This is a genomic window from Kitasatospora sp. NPDC001175 (assembly GCF_053598215.1).
The window spans coordinates 181339-204964 of record NZ_JBSFJU010000003.1; the positions used below are offsets into that span (position 1 = coordinate 181339).

General features: G+C 71.9%; 20 protein-coding genes and 1 pseudogene. 16 read left to right on the forward strand and 5 right to left on the reverse strand.

What is annotated here, in order from left to right; translation table 11 throughout:
- Window positions 1-145 precede the first annotated feature (145 nt).
- Both ACWDAK_RS04110 and ACWDAK_RS04115 read right to left on the reverse strand, forming a co-directional pair.
- Window positions 146-859, reverse strand: a complete 714-nt coding sequence (locus tag ACWDAK_RS04110) for an alpha/beta hydrolase (protein ID WP_427393723.1) — start codon at window positions 857-859, stop codon at window positions 146-148.
- A gap of 221 nt (window positions 860-1080) precedes the next feature.
- Window positions 1081-2049 carry a TetR/AcrR family transcriptional regulator C-terminal domain-containing protein gene (locus ACWDAK_RS04115; protein WP_427393724.1) on the reverse strand — a complete coding sequence of 323 codons (969 nt, stop codon included), beginning with the start codon at window positions 2047-2049 and terminating at the stop codon, window positions 1081-1083.
- Window positions 2050-2248: 199 nt separating this feature from the next.
- Here ACWDAK_RS04115 and ACWDAK_RS04120 point away from each other — a divergent pair, with 199 nt between their 5' ends.
- The 12 genes from ACWDAK_RS04120 (at window position 2249) to ACWDAK_RS04175 (ending at window position 17809) form a co-directional block, all read left to right on the forward strand.
- On the forward strand, window positions 2249-3358 hold the full coding sequence (locus tag ACWDAK_RS04120; protein WP_344634639.1) for an FAD-dependent monooxygenase: 1110 nt from the start codon (window positions 2249-2251) through the stop codon (window positions 3356-3358).
- 1025 nt (window positions 3359-4383) lie between these two features.
- On the forward strand, window positions 4384-5625 hold the full coding sequence (locus ACWDAK_RS04125; protein ID WP_427393725.1) for an ATP-grasp domain-containing protein: 1242 nt from the start codon (window positions 4384-4386) through the stop codon (window positions 5623-5625).
- Window positions 5622-6902 carry an MFS transporter gene (locus ACWDAK_RS04130; RefSeq protein ID WP_427393726.1) on the forward strand — a complete coding sequence of 427 codons (1281 nt, stop codon included), beginning with the start codon at window positions 5622-5624 and terminating at the stop codon, window positions 6900-6902. Before ACWDAK_RS04125 ends, ACWDAK_RS04130 begins: the two co-directional genes overlap by 4 nt.
- Entirely contained in the window at window positions 6899-7495 is a 597-nt protein-coding gene (locus ACWDAK_RS04135; protein ID WP_427393727.1) for a DinB family protein, read from the forward strand. Before ACWDAK_RS04130 ends, ACWDAK_RS04135 begins: the two co-directional genes overlap by 4 nt.
- Window positions 7496-7625: 130 nt before the next feature.
- Complete coding sequence (locus ACWDAK_RS04140; RefSeq protein WP_427393728.1) at window positions 7626-8831, forward strand: Coenzyme F420 hydrogenase/dehydrogenase, beta subunit C-terminal domain; 1206 nt, start codon at window positions 7626-7628, stop codon at window positions 8829-8831.
- On the forward strand, window positions 8828-10201 hold the full coding sequence (locus ACWDAK_RS04145; RefSeq protein ID WP_427393729.1) for a 3-phosphoshikimate 1-carboxyvinyltransferase: 1374 nt from the start codon (window positions 8828-8830) through the stop codon (window positions 10199-10201). The genes ACWDAK_RS04140 and ACWDAK_RS04145 overlap by 4 nt, the downstream gene beginning before the upstream one ends.
- On the forward strand, window positions 10198-10917 hold the full coding sequence (locus ACWDAK_RS04150; RefSeq protein WP_344634645.1) for an SDR family NAD(P)-dependent oxidoreductase: 720 nt from the start codon (window positions 10198-10200) through the stop codon (window positions 10915-10917). Before ACWDAK_RS04145 ends, ACWDAK_RS04150 begins: the two co-directional genes overlap by 4 nt.
- The gene (locus tag ACWDAK_RS04155; protein WP_344634646.1) at window positions 10914-11678 is read left to right on the forward strand and encodes a creatininase family protein; all 765 of its coding nucleotides are present in this window, start codon (window positions 10914-10916) and stop codon (window positions 11676-11678) included. Before ACWDAK_RS04150 ends, ACWDAK_RS04155 begins: the two co-directional genes overlap by 4 nt.
- Window positions 11669-12979, forward strand: coding sequence for an aspartate aminotransferase family protein (locus ACWDAK_RS04160; RefSeq protein WP_427393730.1), 1311 nt, complete (start codon window positions 11669-11671; stop codon window positions 12977-12979). The genes ACWDAK_RS04155 and ACWDAK_RS04160 overlap by 10 nt, the downstream gene beginning before the upstream one ends.
- The gene (locus ACWDAK_RS04165; RefSeq protein WP_427393731.1) at window positions 12976-13791 is read left to right on the forward strand and encodes a hypothetical protein; all 816 of its coding nucleotides are present in this window, start codon (window positions 12976-12978) and stop codon (window positions 13789-13791) included. Before ACWDAK_RS04160 ends, ACWDAK_RS04165 begins: the two co-directional genes overlap by 4 nt.
- Complete coding sequence (locus ACWDAK_RS04170) at window positions 13788-14984, forward strand: GNAT family N-acetyltransferase (RefSeq protein ID WP_427393732.1); 1197 nt, start codon at window positions 13788-13790, stop codon at window positions 14982-14984. The genes ACWDAK_RS04165 and ACWDAK_RS04170 overlap by 4 nt, the downstream gene beginning before the upstream one ends.
- The gene (locus tag ACWDAK_RS04175) at window positions 14981-17809 is read left to right on the forward strand and encodes an ABC transporter substrate-binding protein (RefSeq protein ID WP_344634650.1); all 2829 of its coding nucleotides are present in this window, start codon (window positions 14981-14983) and stop codon (window positions 17807-17809) included. Before ACWDAK_RS04170 ends, ACWDAK_RS04175 begins: the two co-directional genes overlap by 4 nt.
- Window positions 17810-17983: 174 nt before the next feature.
- Here ACWDAK_RS04175 and ACWDAK_RS04180 read toward each other — a convergent pair whose 3' ends face one another.
- Window positions 17984-19351, reverse strand: coding sequence for an FAD-binding oxidoreductase (locus ACWDAK_RS04180; protein ID WP_427393733.1), 1368 nt, complete (start codon window positions 19349-19351; stop codon window positions 17984-17986).
- Between the two features lie 344 nt (window positions 19352-19695).
- Between ACWDAK_RS04180 and ACWDAK_RS04185 the strand changes: the two genes are divergently transcribed.
- The 4 genes and pseudogenes from ACWDAK_RS04185 to ACWDAK_RS04200 all read left to right on the forward strand — a co-directional run bounded on the left by ACWDAK_RS04185 (window position 19696) and on the right by ACWDAK_RS04200 (window position 22324).
- Entirely contained in the window at window positions 19696-19830 is a 135-nt protein-coding gene (locus ACWDAK_RS04185) for a hypothetical protein (RefSeq protein WP_344634652.1), read from the forward strand.
- A gap of 166 nt (window positions 19831-19996) precedes the next feature.
- Window positions 19997-20254: pseudogene (locus ACWDAK_RS04190) on the forward strand (AfsR/SARP family transcriptional regulator); the annotation flags it as partial.
- A 157-nt stretch (window positions 20255-20411) separates the two neighbouring features.
- A complete protein-coding gene (locus ACWDAK_RS04195; RefSeq protein WP_427393748.1) occupies window positions 20412-21305 on the forward strand; it encodes a hypothetical protein in 894 nt (297 codons plus the stop codon).
- 446 nt (window positions 21306-21751) lie between these two features.
- A complete protein-coding gene (locus ACWDAK_RS04200; protein WP_427393734.1) occupies window positions 21752-22324 on the forward strand; it encodes a hypothetical protein in 573 nt (190 codons plus the stop codon).
- Window positions 22325-22375: 51 nt separating this feature from the next.
- Here ACWDAK_RS04200 and ACWDAK_RS04205 read toward each other — a convergent pair whose 3' ends face one another.
- Window positions 22376-22723 carry a YidH family protein gene (locus ACWDAK_RS04205; RefSeq protein ID WP_344634655.1) on the reverse strand — a complete coding sequence of 116 codons (348 nt, stop codon included), beginning with the start codon at window positions 22721-22723 and terminating at the stop codon, window positions 22376-22378.
- 189 nt (window positions 22724-22912) lie between these two features.
- Entirely contained in the window at window positions 22913-23587 is a 675-nt protein-coding gene (locus ACWDAK_RS04210; protein ID WP_344634656.1) for a hypothetical protein, read from the reverse strand.
- Window positions 23588-23626 lie beyond the last annotated feature (39 nt).

A 23626-nucleotide genomic window follows, 5' to 3' on the forward strand; every position in this document is an offset into this window, starting at 1 on the left:
TCGCGCGGACGCTCCAAGGCTCGCGGGAACAGCCCTCGTCGATCGCTGGCGGCATGGCCACCTTGTCCGGGACGCTCGCGGCCGTGCTCGGCGCGCGCCTAGCGACGAGCCTGCACTCCCGCGCGATCGGCCTGCCCCGGAGTGCTCAGGGGTGTCCCGGTGCCGCGCAGAGGGCCACGATCCGGCGCCGGTCCTCGGGATGCTCCGCCAGCCACAGCCCGAGCGTGTGCTGCGAGCCGGGGAACACGATCCGGTCGAAGGCGGCGTGCCTCCGGAGGGCGGCCTCGATGCGGGAGGTCACGCCGGGCGGGATCACCGAGTCGTGGTCGGGGACGATCAGTACGGCGCGGCCGGTGAAACGCGCGTAGGTGTCGAAGGCGGGGCTGGCCCGCCAGCTGTCCGCGGTGCGGATGATCTCGGTGAATCCGGAGCCGAAGGGCACCTTCCATGCCGCTGCCGAGTAGGCCGCCGGCGCGCCGAGGACGATGGTGGTGACGCGATCCCCGAGGTGCTCGACCACATCGGCGATGGTCTGGCCGCTCATGCTGAAGCCGATGAGCATGACCGGCCCGTCGGGGGCGAACTCCGCGATCACGCTTCGGGCTTGGAGGAACCGACGCTCCAGGCTCAGCAGCGGGAGCTCGCCGGTGCTCCGGCCGTGACCGGAGAAGTCGAAAGCGAGTGACCGGTACCCGGCGCGCGCGAACTCGCGCGCCAGCGGCAGGTTCCGCTGCTTGCTGCCCGTCCCGGCACCGTGCATGATCACGACCCGTTCGAGCCGCTCGTCGCCCGCCGGGATGCAGGCGGTGCAGCTCAGCTCCTCGCCATCGGCACGGTGGACGAACTCCCGCTGTTCCAAGGCTGATTCCTCCTCGTCGCCGGTGGGGCGGCCTGCCCCGACGGTCGCGGCAGCCGCGGCTCTTGCCGTGTCGGACGGCCGTTCCTGGCGACCACACGAGGGCCGGGCGGATCTTCCCCAGCAAGCCGCGCACGCACCAGGGTTCACAACGTACTGGACGAATCCGATCGGCTCCGGCCAGGCCGTCGGCAGCCCCGCCGAGCCCTCCCGCTTCGAGGGCGTCATGCGGCGGGACAGCGGGGCTCGATGATGAGGGCGATGCCGTCGAGGAGTGACTTGAGGCCGAACTCGAACAGCGTGTCCAGGTCGAGGTCGTAGCCGTGCTTGAGGCTGCCGGCGATCCTGGCGAACACCGGGTACCGGGTTGCCGCGACGATCGCCTCGTAGGCGGGAGTCTGACGGTCCATCCACTGGTCCTCCGACAGGCCGGTGGCGGCCTCGGCCTGGGCCTCCCGCTCCAGGTGCACGGCGATCCCCTGAACATAGCTGTAGAACAGGACGTGCAGGTCGAACATGGTCGTCGGATCGAGGCCGTGGCCGTCTAGGGCGGCGAGCGCCCATTCCGCGTGGGTCATCAGGGCGGGCAGCATCAGGGGTCGGGTGAGCGAGCCGACCTGCGCGAGCCAGGGGTGCCTGCGGTAGATCCCCCACAGGGTGCGCGCACCGAGCTCCAGCCGGACCCGCCACCCGTCCGGCGGCTCGACCGGATAGGCCTTCTCGCCGAACACCGCATCCGCCATCAGCAGAACCAGGTCGTCCTTGCTGTTGACGTACCGGTACGGGGACATGGCGGCGACACCGAGCCTGGCGGCAACGGTCCGCATGGACACCGCTGCCAGTCCTTCGCCGTCCGCGATGCCCACGGCGACCCGGACGATCCGCTCACGGGTCAGTTCGTTCTCGGAGGAGGCGGTCGTCGGCGAACGGCGCCTGGACGGGGGCCGGTTCTCGGTCGGCACCGCATGCTCCTTGGCCGCCACCACGGTGCCGATCCGGGGACGGGCCTCGACCAGCCCTTCCAGGCGGAGCACGGTGAGGGCCTTGGTAGCCGTGGCGAGCGCGACTCCCCACTCACGGGCGATCTGACGCGTCGACGGCACGCGTTCGCCCGGGGCGAGTGCGCCCTCGGTGATCCGCCGTGCGATCTCGTCGGCGATGCGCCGGAACGGCGGATCGGACTTCGAGGCCATGCTGCCGACTCCTTGGAATTTTTTTTCGCGCGCACTGAACCTGTACTAGCTCAGAACCTACCAGCACAGAATGCCGAAATGCGGCCCCTGCCCTAGAACAGAGCGGAGAAATCACCAGTTTGCAGCACTGCACATACGCCGTACATTCAGCTGCGTACAGCGTATTAACGAGCTTGATACAGCGCATGAAGGAGCTTGCATGAAGACTGTGCTCATCTCCGGCGCCGGTGTCGCGGGAGCCGCACTCGCGCACTGGCTGCACCGTGGCGGTGTTGCCGTGACGGTTGTGGAACACGCACCGGGCCGCCGCTGTGGCGGTCAGGCGGTCGACATCCGCGGCGCCGCGCTCGATGTGATCGAGCGGATGGGGCTGCTGGACCAGACCCGAGCCCACCGCACCCGGATGCGCGGCATGTCCGTCCTGGACGGCGCCGGGAAGGAGATCCACCGGTCCACCGAGATGACCTTCAGCAGCGGCCGGCTCGCCAACGACGACATCGAGCTGCTGCGCGAGGACCTGGTACGCCTCCTGCACGAACGGGCGTTGGGCGAAGTCGAGTTCGTGTTCGGGGACGGCATCACCACGCTCGACCAGAACGAGCACGGGGTACGGGTCGGCTTCGAGCACGGCCGCTCGCGAACCTTCGACCTGGTCGTGGGGGCCGACGGCCTGCACTCGGCCGTGCGGCGGCTGGGCTTCGGACCACAGGAGCAGTTCGCCCGCCACCTGGGCATGCATCTGGCGATCTTCACCGCGGACAACTTCCTGGCCCTGGAGGACTGGCAGCTGTGGCTCAGGGACGGCGAGGCCGGCTACGGCATCTACCCGGTGCGCGACAACAGCGAGTTGAGGATCTCGTTCGGCTTCGCGGGCGAGTCGCTCCCCGCCGACCGCGGTGACACCGAACAGCACAAGCTGTTCGTCGCCGATCGGATGGCAACGCTGCACTGGGAGACCCCCAGACTGCTGCGGGCCCTGCGGGAGGCGCCCGACTTCTACTTCGACACGATGACGCAGGTCCACATGGACCGCTGGTCGAACGGCAGGACCGTCCTGCTCGGTGACGCCGGCTACTGCGCCTCTCCGCTGTCCGGCCAGGGGACCAGCCTCGCTCTCGTGGGTGCCTACGTACTGGCCGACGCCCTGCGACGGGCGGACGGCGACCACCACGCGGCCTTCGCCTGCTACGAGAGGCGCATGCGCCCGTTCGTCGAACTCAACCAGGCACTCGCCACCGAGAATCCCGGCGGACCGGCCTCCGAAGCCTCCGTCGAACGGGCCAAGAACGCGATCGAACTCGACGGTTGAATTACGCGGCAACCCCGCGCCCGTCACGGCGTTACTCCACAGATGTAAACCCACTGGCCAACGCCCGCCGCCGGCGGATCACCCGGTGGTCGGATGTGCACGGGTACGTCGCATGGCAGCGCCGCCCATGCGCGACAGCCATCCGACGGATCGTCAGAGGCGGTTCCAGGACTGGTGGATGCCAAGCACGGTGGACGTGCTCGGCATGACCGCGCCCGAGCTGGCGCTGCCGCCGGATGCCCCGGACCGGCCACAAAATCCGGACGTGAACCGTCGACGAGGTGCAGCGACACCGTGCCCACCGGGTACGGTCCGGTGGGCACAGGCAGGGTGAGCCGCGTCGGGCCCGTGGAGGCCGGAGCCGTAGTGGCCGGGGCCGCGGTGGCCGGACCCGCGGTGGCCGGACCCGCGGTGGCCGGAGCCGCCCATGCGGGCCGGCGGACTTCGCCGCGGACATCCGGTCCGTCCTCGACCGCTGCGTCGAGGACCTCGCCGCCGGGTGCGATCCCGACGCCGAACGGCGGCCGCTGCCGGTCGGTCTGCTCGGCTCCCTCGATCGGGACCGCATCGGCGTGTTCGGCTGGTCGAAGGGCGGAACGGCCACCGCCGGCCTCATGCTGGAGGACCGGCGCGTCCGGGCCGGGCTGAGCCTCGACGGCCCGATGCAGCCGACGATCCACTGTTGTGCCACGCCACCCACTGGAACCCGGCCCGCTCGACCTGGCCGAAGTCCCGTCCCGTCTTCTGACGCTCGATCAACTCGGGCACGGTGGACCCGTGAACGTACGGGTCGCGCTCGCCGCGCAGTCCGGCAAGGCACCCTCGGAAGGGTCGACTCGCACGAAAGGTGACCAAGTCAGCTGAAAATGAACAACTTTGACGGTGGGTTAATACTTTGTTCCTCATTGCAAGACGATCTTGACATCGCCGAGACCGGCCCTCGATGATCGCTTGTAGGCGAAAGAACGGCTCCTGCGCCGGTGGAGTGGGCCGTGGCGTGCCTTTCGACATCAAGAGGGGGAGTTGTGCGCTTACTTCTCATCGGGGGAGGATCCGGCCAGCAGCCGAGGCTCCGGCGCCTGGCCGAAGGTGTCTCGACGGTCGTACTCTGCCGGGCCGCCGTGCTCGACTGGGTGCACCAGTTGCACGAGAACGACGCGGTGGTCGTCCTGAACGACGACTCGCCGCTGGAGCGATGGCTCGCCGCGGCGCACTTCCTGCACCAACAGTGGCCGTTGGACGGCATCGCGGCGCTGGCCGAGATCGACCAGGACAAGGCGGCCGCCATCGCCGAGGAACTCGAACTCGCCTATCACTCCCCCGAGACCGTCCGTGCCGTGAACGACAAGACGGTCATGCGCGAGCGGCTCAACGCGGCGGGCGTCGAGCACATGCCGTTCCGGCAGGTCTCGTCGATCACCGAGTTGGAGGCCTTCCAGCGCGAGGTCGGCGGCCCGCTTCTGCTCAAGCCGTCGCGCGGCCGGGCGAGCACCGGGATCGCCGTGGCGCACGACGCCGGCGAGCTGGCCGCGGCGCTCGAGGTGGCCATGGGCGCCAGCGCGCCGCGACTGGAGCCGTCCCCGCCGATCGCCGAACGGTACGTCGCGGGGCCCGAGTTCAGCATCGAGGCGATCACTCACCGCGGTGTCCACTATGTCTTCGCGGTCACCGAGAAGTTCAAGGACGACGGCAGCAAGGTGGAGACCGGCCACGTCGTGCCGGCCCGGATACCGCAGAGCACCTCCGACCAGCTCGTCGCCCACGTCCGGGCCTGTCTGGACGCGCTCGGTGTCGAGCGGGGCATCACGCACAGCGAGGTGATCCTCGGCTCCGACGGTCCGGTGCTGGTCGAGACGCATCTGCGCCAGGCGGGCGACTCGATCGTCCAGCTCACGGAGTCGGCCACCGGGGTCAACCTCACCGACCTGGTGCTGCGGCAGCTGCTCGGAGTGGACCTGGCCGCGCTGCCCGAGGTGGCGAGCCGCACCGACGGGCCGCACTACCTCGCGAGCGGCGCCATCCGCTACCTCACGCCCGAGCTCACCGGACGGCTGGCGGGGATCGACGGGCTGGCTCAGGCCCGCGCCATCGAGGGCGTCATCCACGTGGACCAACTAGTGTCCGACGGCGCAGAGTTGAACGGACTGCAGAGTTCGTACTCCCGGTTGGCCTCGGCCCGGGTCGAGGCGAAGGACGCGGACGATGCGGTCCGACTGGCCGAGGAGGCCCTGAACCGGCTGTCAGCCCGAGCCGTCGCGTCGTCGTGAAGCGCGGGCTGTCGACCGGCCGCGGCGTCACGATCTACCTGATCGGCTTCTTTCTCACCAATGTCGGCGTAGGTGGCTTCACCCTGGCCATCGGCCTGGCCCTGTACAGGCAGACCGGCTCGGCGGACACCTTCGCGCTCCTGGTGGGGGTCGAGTACGCGCTCGGTCTGGCCGGCCAGTTGCTGGGCGGGAGCATCCTCGACCGGCGTGACGTCCTGACGGTCGGGCTGGTCTCCAACAGCATCCGGGGCGTCGCCGTGCTGGTGGGCGGGGCGCTCTTCCTCGCGTCGGATTCCCAACTCGTCCTGGTCTCCGCCTTCCTGGTCTCGGCCTTCATCCGGCCGCTGTACCGGGCCGCCAGTTTCGTCATGGTCCGGCAGGTGGCCGACGTGGCCGTGATGCCCCAGGTCAACACGCTGCGCTTCGGGCTGCTTCAGGTGGCCCAGCTGGCCGGGCTGGGCGTGGTCTCCGGGCTGTTCGTGGTCCTACCGAGCGGGGCCGTGCTCTGCGCGGTCGCCGTCTTCTTCCTGTCGGGCACGGCGGTGCACTTCCTGCTGCGGGGCATTCCCGACCGCAGCGCCGCGCAGGGCGCGGGTGAGCCGAAGTCCCCGGCCCCCATGACTCTTCGGGAGAACTGGCGGCAGCTGGGCCAGGTGCTGCGGAGCAATCCGGGGCTGTGCGTCCACCTGGTCATCGGGGTGATGCCGTCCGTGATCACCTCGCTCGCCAGCGTGCTGGTGGCACCGGTCAACCAGGCGCTGCGCGGCGGGCCGCTGGGCATCACCGTCCTGGACGGCGGTGCCTCGGTGGGCGCGCTGCTGACCGTCCTGGTGGTGCGCCGGATCGACGCCCGGCGGCCGTACCTGGTCGGCGTTGCCTGCGCCACGGCGGTACTGGCCCTCGGCCTGCTCGCCGGAGCGTCGGCGCTGCCGGTGGCGGGGCTGGCCTTCCTCGGTATCGGTGTGGCCACCACGCTGGGCGCGACCACCTCCGACACCATTCTGCAACTCCGTTCCGCACCACAGCTGTTGGGCCGGCTCTCGATCACCCGGGAGAGCGCCACCTCGATCACCGCGATCGCCATGATCCCGCTGACCGGCCCGGTAACCACCGACTGGGGCGTGCACGTCACCGCACTGGTGTTCACCGGTGTCGCCGCCGCCTACCTCTCCCTGTTCCTCGTCACCGCAGCCGTGCTGCGCGGCCGGTTCTTCGGCCAGCGGGCGGAACTGCGACCCGACCGCGCGTCCACAGACCGCCTGGAGGCTTCCGTATGACCACGCTCGACTGGGCCACCGTCCTTGACCGGCTGTTCGACGCGCCCGATGATCCGGCCACCCGCAGCTGGGCCGAGGAGGCCCTCGCCGCCGGATCCGGTACGCCGGGCCAGCGCCGCGCCTACGACCTGCTGGTCGCCGGGCACGATGTGATCGACCTGCTGGCCGAGACCCCGGCGGCCGTCGCCGGGTTGCTGGCAGCCGCGGACCCCGGCCGGATCACCGTGGCTCCGGCCGAGAACGAGTGGAGCGCGCTTCACATAGTCCACCACGTCGCGGACAACGAAGCGGTGAACGCGGTCCGGATCCGCTCCATCCTCACCGAGGACACACCGACCATCTTCGGCTACGACTCCCACCCCTGGACCAGGTTCTTCGCCCTGGAGACCTGGCAGGACGCGCTGGAGCGGTTCAGCACCGCCCGCCGCAACACCGTCGCACTCGCCAGGTCGCTCGACGCCGAGGACCTGGACCGGCGCGGAGTGCTGTCCTACCGGGGCGCCGAGTCGCTGCGCGTCCTGCTGGCGGTGCTGGCCGGCCACGACCGGGACCACCTGGACCAGCTCCGGTCCGCGCTGGCCGCCGCCGAGTAGCACCTCATCACCCGGGTCCGGCGAACTCCCCGGCCGGATCCGACCTCTGTCACGAAGCCCGGCGTGCGGCGCGACGACACGCCGCACGAAGGCCACGAACACAGCCATGATGCGAGGGGATTCCTTAGCCATGAGCTTTTCCGAGCTCAGTCAGTCCGTACTCGAAGCGTCCCTGTGCGCCAGTTGTGGCGCCTGTGCCGCCGTCTGCCCCGAGAGCGTCCTCGTCGTCTCGCCCGATCAGCCCACCCCCGTCCTCGCCGCCGGTGCGAGCGCGGACGGGTGCGGCAGCTGCACCCTGTGCGTCGATGTCTGCCCGGGCCGGGAGACCGCGGTGCCCGAGTCGGAGCGCCGGATCTTCGGCCGGACCAGGTCGCAGGACGAGCGCTGGACGGGCATCGTCCGTTCCACCTACTCGGCGCGCGCCGCCGATCCCGCGGTCAAGCAGGCCGCCTCGGCCGGCGGTGCGGCGACCGCGCTGCTGGTGTCCGCGCTGCGTCGCGGACAGATCGAGGCGGCCCTGGTCATCGGCCGCGACGAGGAGCGCCCCTGGGTGCCGGTGCCCCGGCTGGCGACCACCGTCGCCGAGATCGTCGAGTGCGCCCAGGCGAGTTACTGCCTGACCCCGAACCTGCAGATCCTCCGGGACGCGCCGTACGACCGGATCGGCGTGGTCGGTCTCGCCTGCCAGATCGAGGCGGTGAACCGGATGCGCAATCTGCCGCAGCAGCCCGCGGTGGCCGAGAAGATCGCCTTCACCATCGAGATCGGCTGCGCCTCCAACACCCGCCGGGAGGGCACGGAGTACCTCATCGAGGAGCGCCTGCGCCTGCCGCTGGTCGACGTCACCCGGATGAAGTACCGGGCCGGCGACTACCCGGGCGAGTTCACCGTGTGGGACCGCTCCGACCGGCGGCGCTCCCTGCCGTTCCACGAACTGGTCACCGAATTCAAGAAGTTCAAGACCCACCGCTGCCTGGCCTGCCCCGACTGGTGGAGTGGCCTGGCGGACGTCTCGATCGCCGACGGCGACCCCAACATCTTCCGGACCAGCCGGGAGGGCGAGCAGACCGACAAGGCCTCGCTGGTGGTGACCCGTACCGAGACCGGCCAGGCACTCGTGGCGGACACCGTCCGCCACGGCGACCTCGAGGTGGCCGAGAACGTGTTCCTCCCCGAGGAGAGCCTCGGGCTGCAGCGCAAGCGCCATCGGTACGCGAGCTACGCGGCCGACAACCCGGGGGCGGTGCCCAGCCCGCCGGTGGCCGGCGTCGAGGTCGAACGGCCGATAGGCGACGACGAATTGATCGAACTCATGAGTAGGGACCCTCAGTCATGACCGTGCCGGACGATCGGTACGCCGGCCTGCTGGACCAGGCACGAGCCCTTCCCGAGCGCATCCTGGTGCGCTCCGTCCACCCCGCCGAGGCCGGCGGCCCAGCGCTGCAACCCCATCCCGACAAGGCGATCAGCCAGCGCGCCACCGTACTGGCCGCCGTCGCCGACGGCACGTCACGGCTGAGCAACGTCGCCGACTGCGCCGATGTCCGCTGCAATCTCAGAGCACTTGAGAAGCTCGGCATCCAGGTCCGGGTCACCGGACCGGGCGAGCTGATGGTGACCGGCACCGCCGCGTCCGGGATCCGGATCACCGACCGCACCCTGGACGCAGGCAACAGCGCCACCACCTCGCGGCTGCTGCTCGCCGTACTGGCCGGCAGCACGTCTGACTGCGTGGTGACCGGGAACCGGCTGCTGCGCTCCCGGCCAATGACGGAGGTGCTCGACCCGCTGCGCGAACTGGGCGCCGAGATCGAGGAACTCGGCGAGCCGGGCCGGCTCCCGCTGCGGGTGCGCGGGGCGCGGCTGCGCGGCGGCGAGGTGAATGTCACGGTGGACTCGGCCCAGCCGGTCTCCGCGCTGCAGTTCGCCGCACTGAACGCCGCCGGACCGGTGCGCATCCGCCGGCGGACGATGGCGCGGGACCACACCGAGCGGCTGCTGCGCTGGACGGGCGTCCCGGTGGCCCAGAGCGAGCTGGACCTGCTGGTCACCCCGCGCCGCCCGCGCGCCTTCGATCTCACCGTGCCCGGCGACCCCTCGGGCGCCGCGCTGCTGGCCGCGCTCCACCTGGCCTCCGCCCAGCCGGGACAGGAGCTGACCCTGACCCGGGTCGGGCTGAATCCGCTGCGCACCGGCTTCCTGCGGATCCTGGCGGCGATGGGCGCCACCGTGACCGAGACGGTGACCTCCCAGGACGGGCCGGAACCCGCGGGCGACATCCGGATCGTGCTGCCCGGTCCCCTGCGCGGCACGGTGGTCGAGGGTCGGCAGCTGGTGCAGAGCGCCATCGACGAGCTGCCGCTGGTCGCCGCGCTGGCCGCGGTGGCCAAGGGCCGTACGGTGATCCGGGACGCCGCCGAGCTGAAGGGCAAGGACACCGACCGGATCGCCAGCACCGTCGAACTGCTCGCCGCGTTCGGCATCGCCGCCCGGGCCACCCCCGACGGCCTGATGGTCGAGCCCGGCACGCCGGTCGCCCCGGAACAGCTCCGGCTGCCCGCCGACCACCGGGTGATCTTCGCCGCTTTCGTGCTCGCGCTGCTGGCCGGCGGCGGCTGCGAACTCTCGGGGGTCCGGGCGGCCGCCACCTCCCACCCCGGTGCGATCGACGACCTCGCCCGCTTCGCCCGACTGGAGATCCGATGAGCGACGGCTACGCCGTCATCAGTGGCGGCTCGGGGCACCTCGGCTCGGCCGTGGCCGCCCGCCTGCTGGCGGAGGGCCGCCGGGTGGTGGTCCTGGACCGGGTCCCTCCCCGCGCTCAGGGAGCCGAGTTCCACCAGACCGATCTCGCCGACGAGCAGGCGACGGACGAACGGCTGGCGCGGCTGCTGGAGCTCCGGGGCGCACCGGACGGGCTGGTGATGTGCCAGGGCTGGTCGCCCAAGGGGCCCGACGGCCGTCCGCTGCCCGAGGCCGAGGTGCCGGCCGCGCTCTTCCGGCAGGTGCTGGACGCCAATCTGACGAGCTGCTTCCTGCTGATGCGCACCCTGGTGCCGGCCATGGCCGAGGCGGGCCGCGGCCGGGTGGTGGCCGTCGGCTCGGCGGCGGCGCACACCGGACGGACCACGGCCGGAGCGGCATATGCCGCGGCCAAGGCCGGTCTGGCCGCGATGGTGAGCACCTTCGCGGTGCGCCACGGCGGGGACGGTGTGCTGATCAACACCGTGGCCCCTGGCAAGGTCGCCAATCCCGACTGGCCCGACTCCGCCGAGGAGATCGACCGGTACCGGCGCGAGATCCCGGTCGGACGGCTCGCGCACAAGGAGGAAGTGGCGGATCTGATCGCCTTTCTGGTCTCCGACCGCAACAGTTATCTCACGGGTCAGACCGTGATCGTCGATGGAGGACGTCTGGCATGACGACGAAGATCGCTCAGCCCATGCGGCTCGAGGACTTCACATGGACCGAGTTCGAGGCGAGGGCGTCGCAGGTGCCCTACTGGATCCTGGTCGCCGGCAGCACCGAGCAGCACGGGCCGCATCTCCCGTTGGCCGCCGACACGCTGGTGGCCGAGCGGCTGGCCGACCTGTCCGCCGAGCTGCACGGCGCGGTCGTCCTCGGCAGCATCCGGACGGGCGTGCTGCATGCCTTCCAGGACTGGCCGGGCAGCCAGAGGATCCCGGTGGACGTGCTGATCGGCCAGGCCGCGGGCATGGCCGAGACGGCGGCCCGGTACAGCAACCGGGTGCTGGTGCTGAACGGCCACGACGAGAACCACGAACCGCTGATGATCGCGGCCCGTGCCCTGAACGAGCGTCACGGCACCGACGTGGTGGTGGTCGAGTGGGCGCAGCTGGTCAGCGACGTCGTCCGGGAGGTCTCCGAGTCCACCAGCGAGTCGCACGGCGGCGAGGGGCTGACCTCCCTCTTCCTGCACTGGTACCCCGAGCGGGTGCGCACCGACCTGATAGCGCTCGGGACCCTGCCCCAGGGCGACGTCACCCGCGCCGACCTGCACGTGCGCAAGCGGTCCCACCTGGTGGAGCGCCTGCGGCCGCAGGACATCCCGTCCGGCGTCCTGGGCGATCCGCGCCTGGCGAGTGCCGAGAAGGGAAAAGTGATCGCCGAGGCCCTGCTGACCCGCGTGGACGCGATCGCCCGGGAGCGCTCATGGCTGTGACCACCAAGAGCAGCCTCGAGGTGCTGCAGCGGCGCGAGAGCCCGTCGATGGCCAAGACGATCGGCGCGGAGATCGGGATCACGCCGGTGCGCGGTCTGGGCAGTCGGTTGTGGGACGAGGAGGACCGGGAGTACCTGGACCTGACCGCGGGCTCCGGCGTCCTCGCGCTCGGCCACAGCCACCCGGCCGTGCTGGCCGCGATGCACGCCCAGTTGGACCGCTACGCCCACGGTGGCTGGCAGTTCGGCTGCGCCGCCCGGGCCGAGCTGAGCGAGCGGCTGGCCGAGCTGCTCCCGTGGCCCGACCCGATGCTGCTGTGGTGCACCACCGGCACCGAGGCCGTCGAGGCCGCGCTCAAGACGGCCCGGTGCGCCACCGGCCGCCGACAGGTGCTCGGTTTCCTCGGCGGCTACCACGGCAAGACCGCGGGAGCCCTGGCCGTGACCGCCAACTCGGCCTACCGGTCCGGTGCGACCGAAGTGCCGGTGGCCGGCCTGTCGTTGCCCTACCCGGTGGCCGCCGGCCATGTGCCGCCCGGGGCGCGGCCCGGACGCGGGCAGCGGTTCGGCCAGGAGATCCTGGAGCACCCCGACTTCGGTTCCGCCGACGTCGCCGGCCTCATCGTGGAGACGGTGCAGGGCGCTGGCGGCATGAACGCCGCCGCGCCGGGCCTGCTGCAGGACCTCCGGGAGTTCTGCACCGCGCACGGCATGCTGCTGATCGTCGACGAGATCTTCACCGGTTTCGGCCGCACGGGCGCGTTGTTCGGTTTCCAGCACGAGAATGTGGTTCCCGACCTGGTGGTGCTCGGCAAGGCGATCGGCGGCGGTCTGCCGGTGTCGCTGGTGGCCGGACCGCGTGAGCTGCTGGCGGCCCTCCCGCCGCTTCGGCAGACCAGCACCTTCTCGGCCAACCCGGTCGCGTGCGCGGCGGGCCTGGCCGTCCTGGACACCCTGCTGGAGCAGGACCTGTCCACCGGCGCGGGCGTCCTGGGCGACCGGCTGGTCGGCGCGGTCGCCAAGCTCGCCGTGCCGGGCGTACGGCTGGAGACGATCGGCCGCGGGCTGATGACGGGCGTGCGGATCGCCGAGGCACCGGTCGCGGACCGGACCGCCTTCACCTGCGCGGTCATCGCGCGGATGCGGGCGCTGGGCGTCCTGGCACTGCGCGGCGGCGCGGACGGCACGGTGGTCAAGTGGACCCCGCCCCTCACCATCACGGCGGCGGAGCTCGACCGGTCCGTCGACGTCCTGAGGGAGGCGCTGGCAGCGGAGTGCGCCGGTGCGGAGGCGGTCGGATGACCGAGGTGCACGCGTGGTGGGGCCGAGTGTTCGCGCAGGGGAGCCCGGGCGGCAACCACACGGTGATCGTCCTGCCCGGTGTGCAGGTGGTGGACCGGGCGGCGGTCGCGGCCCGGTTCGCCGTCCCGGACACCGGTTTCGTCACCGGCGTCCACGGCAACGAGATCACCCTGCGGACCTTCTCCCCGGTCGAGGAACTGGCCCAGTGCCTGCAGACCTCGCTCGCGGCCCTGACCGCCCTCGGCGTCCCCGAGGGTGAGCGCCGGCTGGTCCGCCACGAACGCGGCGAGCAACTGGAGCTGTACCGCGAGGGCGCGGTCACCTGGGCCCGGGAGACCGCACCGGGCTCGCTCGCGCTGGAGCACACCGACTGGCCCAACTTCGTCATGGCCGAACCGGCGCCCGGTAGCGGCCCGGTGATCCTGCGGCAGGCCCGCAGCCGGGTGCATCTGCGTTGCGCCGACGCGAAGCAGCTGGACGGCCTGGACATCCGGGCCGCGGACGTGCTCGAGCTGTGCGCCCGGACCGGCACGAACGGGCTGGTCCTGTCCGCCCCGGCGGACGACGGGCTGCGGGTACGGGTCTTCACCACCTCGCTGTCCGGGCGGGAGGACAGTGCCACCGGCGGAGCCGTCCTCGGCGTGGGCCGGCTCACCGCGCTCGACGGTGTCAGGGGCGACCTCGCGGTCGTCCAGGGTCCGGCGCGCGAGGAGCAGCAGGGCCGGCTGCACCTGCGGCTGACCGGCCGCGGCGAGGTCCTGCTGGGCGGCACCGTGGAGTCCCTGATGACCGGAAGGACGGCCTTCGTATGACGACCGTCCCCCCCGGCATCCGGGTCCACGACCGGGTCGACGACCTGCCGCTGGACGAACTCGCCGCGCTCACCGGCACCGGCGCGCTGTACGACTCGCCCGACTGGCTGCGGTACTGCGAGCAGTCGGCCGCCGGCGGCACGCGCCATCTGACCCTCACCGACGAGCGCGGCCGCCTGGTCGGCCTCACCTCGTTGCGCATCGTCCCGGACCAGAACGTACTGGGCCTGTACAACCTCGCGTCGCTCATCGGCGCGCAGGAGCCGACCGAGGAGCTGGCCCGCCGGGGTCTGTTCCCGAACGGCGTGGCCGCCGTCTCCGGTGCGCACTGCGTCCTGCTGACGGCCGGGGACGGCGGGCCGGCCGAGCGGTCCGGGCGCCGTCGGCTGCTCGTCCGGGCCGCGGCCGGGCTGGCCGAGGACGAGGGCTGCCGCACGGTCGGGTTCCTGTACCTGACCGACGCCGACGCGGTCCGGGATGTCTCGGCCGTCCTGGGAGCGGCGGCCGGCCCGCCCTTCCTGGCCGCGGCGCACACCGAACTCACCACCGACTGGCCGGACTTCGACGGCTACCTGGGCACCCTGCACCGCTCCCGGCGCAACAAGGTCCGCCGGGAGCGCCGGGAGTTCCTGGGGTCCGGCCTGACCGTCCGGGTGCTGCACGGCACCGACGAGCTCGACGAGACCACCGCCCGGCTCCAACTCGCCGTGCGCAAGCGCTACTCCGCGCCGGGCTCAGTGGAGTCCGTGCTGGCCGACTACGACCATCTGGGCCGCACGGTCGGCGACCGGGTCCGGGTCTTCCTGTGCGAGCGGGACGGGAAGCCGGTCGGCCTGAGCCTGGCGCTGCTCGACGGCGATCGGCTGCACCTGCGGCTGGTCGGCTTCGACTACGACGCCACCGGTTCCGACTTCGCCTACTTCAACCTGCTCTTCTACGAACCGATCCGGTGGGGTCTGGAGCACGGGATCAGGACGTACTCGTTCGGGACGGGCAGCTACCCGGCCAAGATCGCCCGGGGCGCGAGCCCGGTCCCGGCCTACGGGGTGGTGCGCTGGCCCGCCGAACTGCGCGAAGCCGCGGCCCAGGCGCTCGCCGAGCGTGAAGCGGCGCTGCGGGAGCGACTCCCCCAACTGCCGCCCGCCCCCTTCTCCTCGGCTTCTTCGCCCTTCGGAACAGGAGTTCCCTCGTGACACAGCGTCGACGCATCGTGGTGGCGGACGCGCCGGGTGGCCCCCATCCGTCCAGCTATCTCCCCTCCCTGCTCACCGAGTTCGACGTGGACGCGGTATGGCTCGCGGTCGAGGCGGCCGAGGCCCGCGCCGACCGGGCGACGGCCATGCGGCAGGTCGCGGCCACGGGCGGCACGGTCACGGCGGTGAGCACGCCCGAGGAGGTCGCCGAAGCACTGGCCGTGCTGGTCGTGCCGGGCCGTACCGCCGGCGTGGTGGCCTTCAGCGAGCGGGTGGTCCACCTCGCCCAGCAGGCCGCCGTCCGGGCCGGCCTGCCCGGCAACCCGCCCGCGGTGCTGGAGGCCCTCCAGGACAAGCGGGTCCAGCGTGCCCGTCTGCGCAGCCACGGTGTTCCGGTGCCCCGGCAGTGGGAGCTGCGCGAACCCGCTGACGTCGCCGAGGCCGAGCAGCAGGCGCCGTTCCCGGCCGTACTGAAGCCGTCGGTGGGCATGGGGAGCCTGGCCACCTTCCGGGTGGCGAGTGCCCAGGAGCTCGCTCCCGCCTGGCGGCGGGCCCGGGAGTTGGCCCTCGCGGACCCGCGGGTGGCCCATCACCGGCCGGTCATGCTGCTGGAGGAGGAGCTCGTCGGGGATCCGGCCCGGGCGACCGGCGGCCTCGGCGACTACCTGTCCGTCGAAGTGCTGGTGGTGGACGGCGAGCCGGCCGTCCTGGCGGTGTCCGACAAGCTCCCGTTCTCCCGGCCCTACCGGGAGAACGGGCACATCATCCCGACCCTGCGCCCGGCCGCGGAGACCGACGAGGTCGTGGCGCAGGTCCTGGCGGCGCACGCGGCGCTCGGCATCCGGTTCGGCGCGACCCACACCGAGGTCAAGCTGACGGCCGACGGCCCGCGCATCATCGAGGTCAACGGCCGCCCGGGCGGCAAGGTCGCGGACCTCCTGATGCTCGCCGCCGGGTACGACCTTCCGCTCAACCTGGCCCGGCTGTCCGCCGGGATGCCCGCCGACACCGCCGTGACGTGCGAGCGCTGGGCGCTGTACGCGACCCCGCAGCCCCCGGTGGGCCGTCACCTCGTCGATGTCGCCCCCGCGCGGGAGGACCTGCTGCGGATTCCCGGCACCCGGGGCGTGCACCACCTGGTGCCGGCCGGCCAGCTGGTCGACTCGGCCAACGGCACGGCCTGCCAGCTGGCCAAGATCTCGGCCGTGGCCGACACCGCCGAGGAGCTGATGCGGATCGCCGGCCGGCTGGCGGACCCGGCGCTGTTCAAGCTGCACGCCGCCGCGACCGGAACCGGCTCGGCCGCTGAGGAGCGGGACAGCGTACGGGTGTTCATCGGTGAGCCGTCCTCGGTCGACCCGAGCAACGGCTTCGAGCACGACGGCGCGCTGCTGCTCCGCTTCCTCGCCGACCCGCTGGTCGACTACAGCGCCGACACCGGTGAGGCCCGGCCGGCCGCCGCCGAGAGCTGGGAAGTGTCGGCCGACGGCACCCGGGTCGACTTCCGGCTGCGGCCGGGCGTCCGGTTCCACCACGGCCGCGAGGTCACGGCGGCGGACTACGTCTACTCGCTGTCCAGGGTGGTCCGCCCGGCCACCGGATCGAAGCTGGCGTACCACCTCTCCTGCATAGAGGGCTTCGATGCCGTCCGCTCGGGCGAGGCCGACACACTCAGCGGCGTGACCGCGGTGGACCCGCGGCTGCTGCGGGTCCGGCTGAACCGCCCGTTCCACGAGGTCGCGGCCGTGTTCGGACACCGGGTGACCGCGGCCGTACCGCAGGAGCTGGCGGACGGGGACCGGGAGCTGTTCCGCGTGCACCCGGTCAGCACCGGCCCGTACCGGATCATCCGCCCGTGGGTGCCGGGCCAGGGCCTGACCATGGCCCGCTTCGACGGCTACTACGGAGCCAACGAGGCCTTCCCGGACGGCGGTTCCGGCTACCTGGACCGGCTGGAGTTCCGGATCTACGAGGAGCTGGAGGACGCGTACCGGGACTGGCACCGCGGCGAGCTCGACGTGGTGAAGGTACCGCCGGCCCGGATCCCGGACGCGCTGCCGTTCGGCGAACGCTTCCGCCGCACCCCCTGCGCGCTCATGCAGTACGTGGGCTTCCCGACCGAGGTCGCGCCGTTCGACAACCCGGTGGTCCGCCGGGCCGCGGCGATGGCGATCGACCGCCAGGGCGTCATCGACTCGGCGTTCAGCGGGACGCGCCCGCTGGCGCAGCGCATCCTGCCTCCCATGCTGCGCACCGACGACGACGCCGACCTGACGGGCGTGCGCTACGACCCCGAGGGCGCCCGGGCGCTGCTGGCGGAGCACGGCATCGCGCCGGTCACCACCTACTTCACCTACAACGCCGGTCTCGGGCACGACGGTTGGGTGGAGAGTGTGATCGACCAGCTCAACACCAACCTGGGCTGGCGGATCACCCCCCGCCCGATGGTGTGGCCGGAGTTCCTCGCCTGGCTCAAGCAGGCCGACACGGTGTTCCGGATGACCTGGGCGATCGACTACCCGTCGGCGGACAACTTCCTGTTCCCGCTGTTCCACTCGGCCTCCGTCGGCAGCAGCAACTACACCCGCTACCGGAGCACCGAAGCGGACGCGCTGATCGACCGGGCCCGTGGCACCGCGGACCCGGTGAGCCGGCGCAAGCTCTACGCCGAGGCGGAGGCCCGGGTCTGCGCGGACCTGCCGCTGCTGCCGCTCTGGTACGGCGTGCAGTACCACCTGGTCAACCTCGACGAGTTCGAGGTCGAGGGCCCGGTGGTAGACCTCTTCGGCGAGCCGGTCCTGCGCTCCTTCCGCCCGCGCGGCTGACCGGCGCCGCGGGTGTGACGGCCGTCGCCGCCGGCCGTCACACCCGTGGAGTGGCGCGACGGTCGTCACCGGAGGCTTCGAGCCTCTGGCCGGTTCTCCGCCACGTGGTGCGACGGAGAACCGGGCGGCGACGGGTGTGGATCGCGGCCGCGCCCCCGGCACTCGCTCGACCCGTCAGGGCCGGATGTTGTGGTTGACGTGGAAGAAGTTGTCCGGATCGTATGCGCGTTTGATCTCGATCAGGCGGGTGTAGTTGTCGCGGTAGTCGTCCGTGACCCGTTCCTGGTCGTCGTCGGCCACGAAGTTGACATAGCCGCCCGCCGAGGAGTGTGGGGCGATCGCCCGGTAGTAGTCCTTCACCCAGGCCGTGTTGACCGCGTTCTCGGCCGGATCCGGCCACATCCCGGCGATCACGGTCGCGAACGTGGCGTCGCGGTAGGAGAACGCGGTCTCCTCCGGGGCGATCCGGTGGCAGGCGCCGTTGATCGGGTAGATGTGGCAGGCGCTGACCGACGGCACCTTCGGCCCGTGCGCGGCGTGGGCGGCGATCGCCTCGTCGGTGAGCCGGGCGGCGAAGGCCGACTTCCAGTAGTGCTGCAGGCCGGGCGGCAGCAGCTGGTCGAACATGGTCTGCAGCACCGGGTACGGCAGCGGCCCGACCGACTCGAAGGCCACCGGGGCGGCCTCCCGGAACGGCTGGACGGCCCGCTCGCCCTCCGCCATCGGCCCGGACCAGCAGACCACCACCGCGATCAAGGGGTCACCGTGCCGTTCCTCCGGGACGAACGGCAGCGGCGGGGCGTTGTGGAAGGCGGGGAAGGCACCCAGCTGCTCCGGTGCGACGGCGATGTACTCGCGGTAGTGCCGCAGCACGGATTCCGTGTGCTCCAGCTCGAAGAACATCAGGCCGCCGAGCACCTCCGAGACCGGGCTGAGCCGGAACTCGAAGGAGGTGACCACGCCGAAGTTCCCGGTGCCGCCGCGGAGCGCCCAGAACAGGTCGGGGTGCTCGTGCTCGGTCACCATCAGGAACCGGCCGTCCGCCGTCACCACGTCCGCGGAGAGCAGGTTGTCGCAGGTCAGTCCCAGGTGGCGGGCCAGGTGGCCGAAGCCGCCGCCGAGGGTGAGCCCTCCCACGCCGGTGGTCGAGACGACCCCGCCGGTCACCCCGAGTCCGAAGGCGTGCGTCGCCGCGTCCAGATCGGCCAGTGTCGCACCGCCTTCGACCCGCGCCGTCCGCCGTACCGGGTCCACCCGCACCCCGCGCATCGCCGACAGATCGGCCACCACGGCGTCGTCCCACGTCCCGTAGCCCGGCACGCTGTGGCCGCCACCGCGGATCGCCAGGTCGAACCCGTTCTCCCGGGCGAACCCGACGGCGGCGAGCACGTCCCCGGCGTTCACACAGCGCACGACCGCCGTCGGCTTCCTGTCGATCATGGCGTTGTACACGCGGCGTGCCTCGTCGTACCTGGCGTCACCCGGAGTGATCACCGCACCGTGCACCCGGCTCGTCAACTCTTCAACCGACTGCTTGCCCATGACGCTCTCTCCAGCCCTGCGGAAGCCGCGCGGAAACCCTACGGAAGCGCCGGCCGGCCGGATCACGCCACGGCCGACGGTCGGGTCGGCCCTCCTCCACGCTACGCCCGGCCCCGTGGCACTGCTCACCGCCAGGAGGCGGCCGCATCCGGGGCAGGCGTCCGGGTCGCCGGGTCTCTCGACACGGCATCATCGCCCGGTGGCCCCGCCACGTCGAGGCGGGTGGGGTGCCGCAGTTCGGACGGCGGGCGCCCCACCGCTCACCGGAAGTCGGTTCTTCAGGCTGCGGTTTGCCGTTGCCCCCAGTCGGACAGCGATCGCCAACTCCGCACCGACGTACCGGTATGGCGTGGTATCGCGCCACCGAGCCACCGCCGTTCCACTCCCGGTTCGGGCCCCTCGAACTGCGCCCGCAGCCGCTCGAGGTACCGGCCGACCCGCCGGCCGGCAAGAACGGCTCGACCAACCGCCGCTCGTAACCGGTGAGTTGTGCACGCGGCACACCCGGATTCAAACCTGGCCACCCGCCTCAGATGGGACCGAAACGGATTTGACCACAACCGAAGACAGGTGCTGGTGCCGTGCCGGTACGGCGGGTCAAGTTACCGTGTTGAGCAGGACGTGGGGGGGACGGGAGGGCCTGTCATGCGCTTCGGGTTGCTGGGACCGCTGGAGGTCGTCACAGGTGGTGGCGTTCGCATCGCCGTAGCGGCGCCGAAGCAGCGCACCATCCTGGCCAGTCTGGCGCTCCGCCCCAACCGCACCGTCTCCACCGAGGCCCTCATGGAGGCGTTATGGCCCGATGAGAAGCCGCCGAGCGCCAGGGCGGCGGTGCTGAACTACGTGGCCCGGCTGCGACGCGGACTCCTGGACGCCGCCGAGCGGTTGCAGACGTCCACGGGTGGCTACCGGCTCGACATCCACGAGAACATCGAGCTCGACCACGTGTACACCGCCGAGCTGGAGAAACGGGCCAGGACGGCGCTCTCCGAGGGGGATTGGCGGGCCGGCGAGCAGCAGGCCGACGCGGCGCTGCGCGCACCTTCCGCTGGCGCTGTCGGTGGCTGCGGCGCGCGCCGCGTCGATGACCGCGGTCCCGCTGTCGGTGCTCGCCGACCAACTGGACGGCGGGGCGCTCGGCATGCTCAGCGCCGGGGACGAGGTGAGCAGCGTCCGCAATGTCCTGTCGTGGTCGTACCTGAGGCTTCCGGAACCCGCCGCGCGCGTCTTCCGCTTCCTGGGCCTGCACCCCGGGCCGGAGATCACGGCGGCGGCCGCGGCGGCACTGGCCGACGTCCCGTTGTCCGAGGCGGTGCCGCTCGTCGGCGAGTTGGCCGCGATGAACCTGGTGGCCGAGCGGGCCCCGGGGCGGTTCTCGATGCACGGCCTGCTGCGGGCCTTCGCGGCCGAGCTGCTGGCCGACGAGACCGACGGGCCGGTGCGAGCCGCCGCTGAGCACCGGCTCTACGACTACTACCTGCGTTGGGCGATCGCGGCCGACCGCAGCTACACCGCGCTGCCGATCGACGTCGAATCCGACCATGTGCCCCTGCCACCGGGGCTGGAGCCGCCGGGCTTCACCGACCGCGATGCGGGCCTGGCCTGGATGGCCGCCGAGCAGCAGGTCCTCACGACCCTCGTCTCCCATGCCGCGGGGCACGGCGCGGACGCCTACGCGTGGCGGCTGGCGGCGTCGCAGTCCTGCGGTCTGACGATCCGCGGCCGGTACGACGAGGAGCTCCGGCTGTCCTGCATGGCCCTGGCGGCCGCGAAGCGCCTGGACGATCCGATGGCGCAGGCTTGCAGCTACTTCCAGATCGGCCGGTCCTTGACGGCCATGGGCGAGATCCTGACCGCGCGCTTCCAACTGCACCGCGCGCTGCGGCTGTTCCGCGCGGTCGACGCCGCGGGGCGCATCGGCGAGGTCCACCGCACCCTGGCCACCTGCGCATGAGGGCCGGGCGACCACCGGCCGGGCGCACGACACCCGCGCGACCGGCCGGCCGTGGCTGCAACGGGCCGACCTACCTGCCTCACCTGGCCGGGGAATCGGAACCGGGCACGCTGAGCGCAGGCCTGCCGAATGCCGGGCCGCGGACGCGGCGATGACGCGACGTCAGGGACCACCGCCCCCCAGCCCGACGGCCGGCCCCCCGACGACGACCCCACGCGCCGCCGCACCCCCACTCTTCATCCCGTGCCCTTGGGAACAAGCTGACGCACGCCTCCCGCCGACCTCACTCCGCGCACGCACGGTCCCGCGCCGCTCCCGCCTCGCGAGTCGCGCGGGCGAGCGGGCCGTGAAAGCCTGAAGTGAGTCAGGCAGGTGGACCCACACGCCTCGGCGCGAGGCGGGCGGCCGTCCACCGATCGTCCGTGTGCCACAACCGGGTTGCCCGAATGCTGCACCAAGCCCTGTACGCACTGGCCCTGGGCGTCGTGGTCTTCTGCGCCACGAACATCGACACCTGGGGACTGCTGGTCGCACTGTCCCTGGCCGACCGGCAGGTGCGCACCGGCCTGCTGACGGCGGCACTCCTCCTGGCCCTGGTCGTGACACTCGGCCTCGGGGCGCTGGGCGGCCTGGCGGGCCGACTGCTGACGCCCTCGGACCTGCGGCTACTCGGTGTCATTCCGGTGGCACTGGGCTTACACGGCCTGCTCAGGAGAGGCGGTGCCGCCGCACCCGCGTCGGCGCTGGCGGGCTGTCGTGATCTCGGGTGGCACTTCCTTCTGGTGCTGGCCACCGGCGCCGACAACGTGAGTGTGTTCGCCGTGGCGTTCGCACGGCTGACTCCCGGCGAGGCGGTACTGCTGGCCGCAGTGCAGCTCGCCCTGGCACCGGCGCTGGTCACGGTCGCGACCGGTGTCCGCGCCTGCTGCGGCCGCAGCCGGCTGGTGCGAAGGTGCCGACCGTGGCTGTCGTCGGCGGTGCTCGTCCTCGTGGGAGCGACGGTCCTGGCGGCGGGCTGAGGCCCGGGGCGCGAACTGCGGTGCGCGGGGAACGGGCTGCGGGTCGGACCGTCAGACCAGGACCACGACGGCGATCAGCGCGAGGAGGGTGACCACCGTGGCCGCGGTGATCACCGCGGATCGCGCCGGAGCGTAGACACCGGCCTCCAGCTGCTCCCCGACCGACCGGTAGCGGGCCGTGCCGTACCCGCTCACCAGCAGGCCGGCGAAGATCAGGATCATTCCGGAGACCACGGCATGCAGCCCCCGGTGAGGGGCGAACTTGGCGACGGCCACACCGAGCGCGGCCACGCTGATGCCGGTGCGCAGCCATGCCAGGTAGGTCCGCTCGTTGGCCAGGTGGTCCCGGGCGCGGCTGCCGGTGTTCGGAGGTGCGTCCTTGGGAGTGTCGTGGCCCATCTGTCTCTCCTGTGCCTGCGCTGTGGTCCTGTGCCCGTGCTCTGGCGCGCCACCGCCGTGCCCCTCAGAAGAGAGCCTGACGGAGTGTGAGGATAACGGCGTGTTCCCTCTCCCGGTGGCAACCGTGCGGACGTGGACACCGGCCCCGGTGGTGGTGGCCCGCGGCTCCGTCCGTCCGGCAGCACGGGATCACGGAGTGTCACGTGCACCCGGGGACCGGCGGTCAGCCAGCAGCAGCAAGCAGCTGACGGCCAGGATCCAGACCGGGAACACCAGCTCGGACCAGGGCACGACGCTGGCGAGGAACATCAGGTAGAACGCCGCGAGGTAGCCCAGCCAGGCGAGCCAGCGGGGGAAGATCCCGAGTTGCCGGCCGATCGTCGTGGTGGAGACGGTGAACACGGCCGCCATCCGGGTGGAGTAGCTCGAGAGCATGGCGATCGTGAGGTGTCGCCCGTACTGCCAGGACGGTGGCGGGCCGGCTGCCCGGGACGGATCGGTGACGGCGAGCACGCTGTCGGCCGCCGAGGCGAGGACGAAGAGCATCGCCACGAACAGCAGTCCGCTCCCCAGGAACAGGGTGGCGAAGAACCTGTCCTCCGCCTTGCCGACGCGGTCGCGTACGACGCCCATGAACCAGAGGAAGAACACCCCGGCGAACGGCACCAGATTCAGCACCACCTGCAGGGTGTCCCGGTGCGCGGAGCCGGTGAGCCGGCCGGCGCTCCCGGCCGGTCCGGCCGGGAGCGCGATGCGGATCAGCACGATCGCGGCTGCCAGGACCAGCGCGCACAGGATTCCGGCGACGCCCGCGGCGCGCGGTGTCCGCAGTGCCTTCTCCGGTGTCCCCTCGGCGGTTCGCATGGGGTCCTCCTCTACAGGGCTCCGCCCACGGGCGTAGCG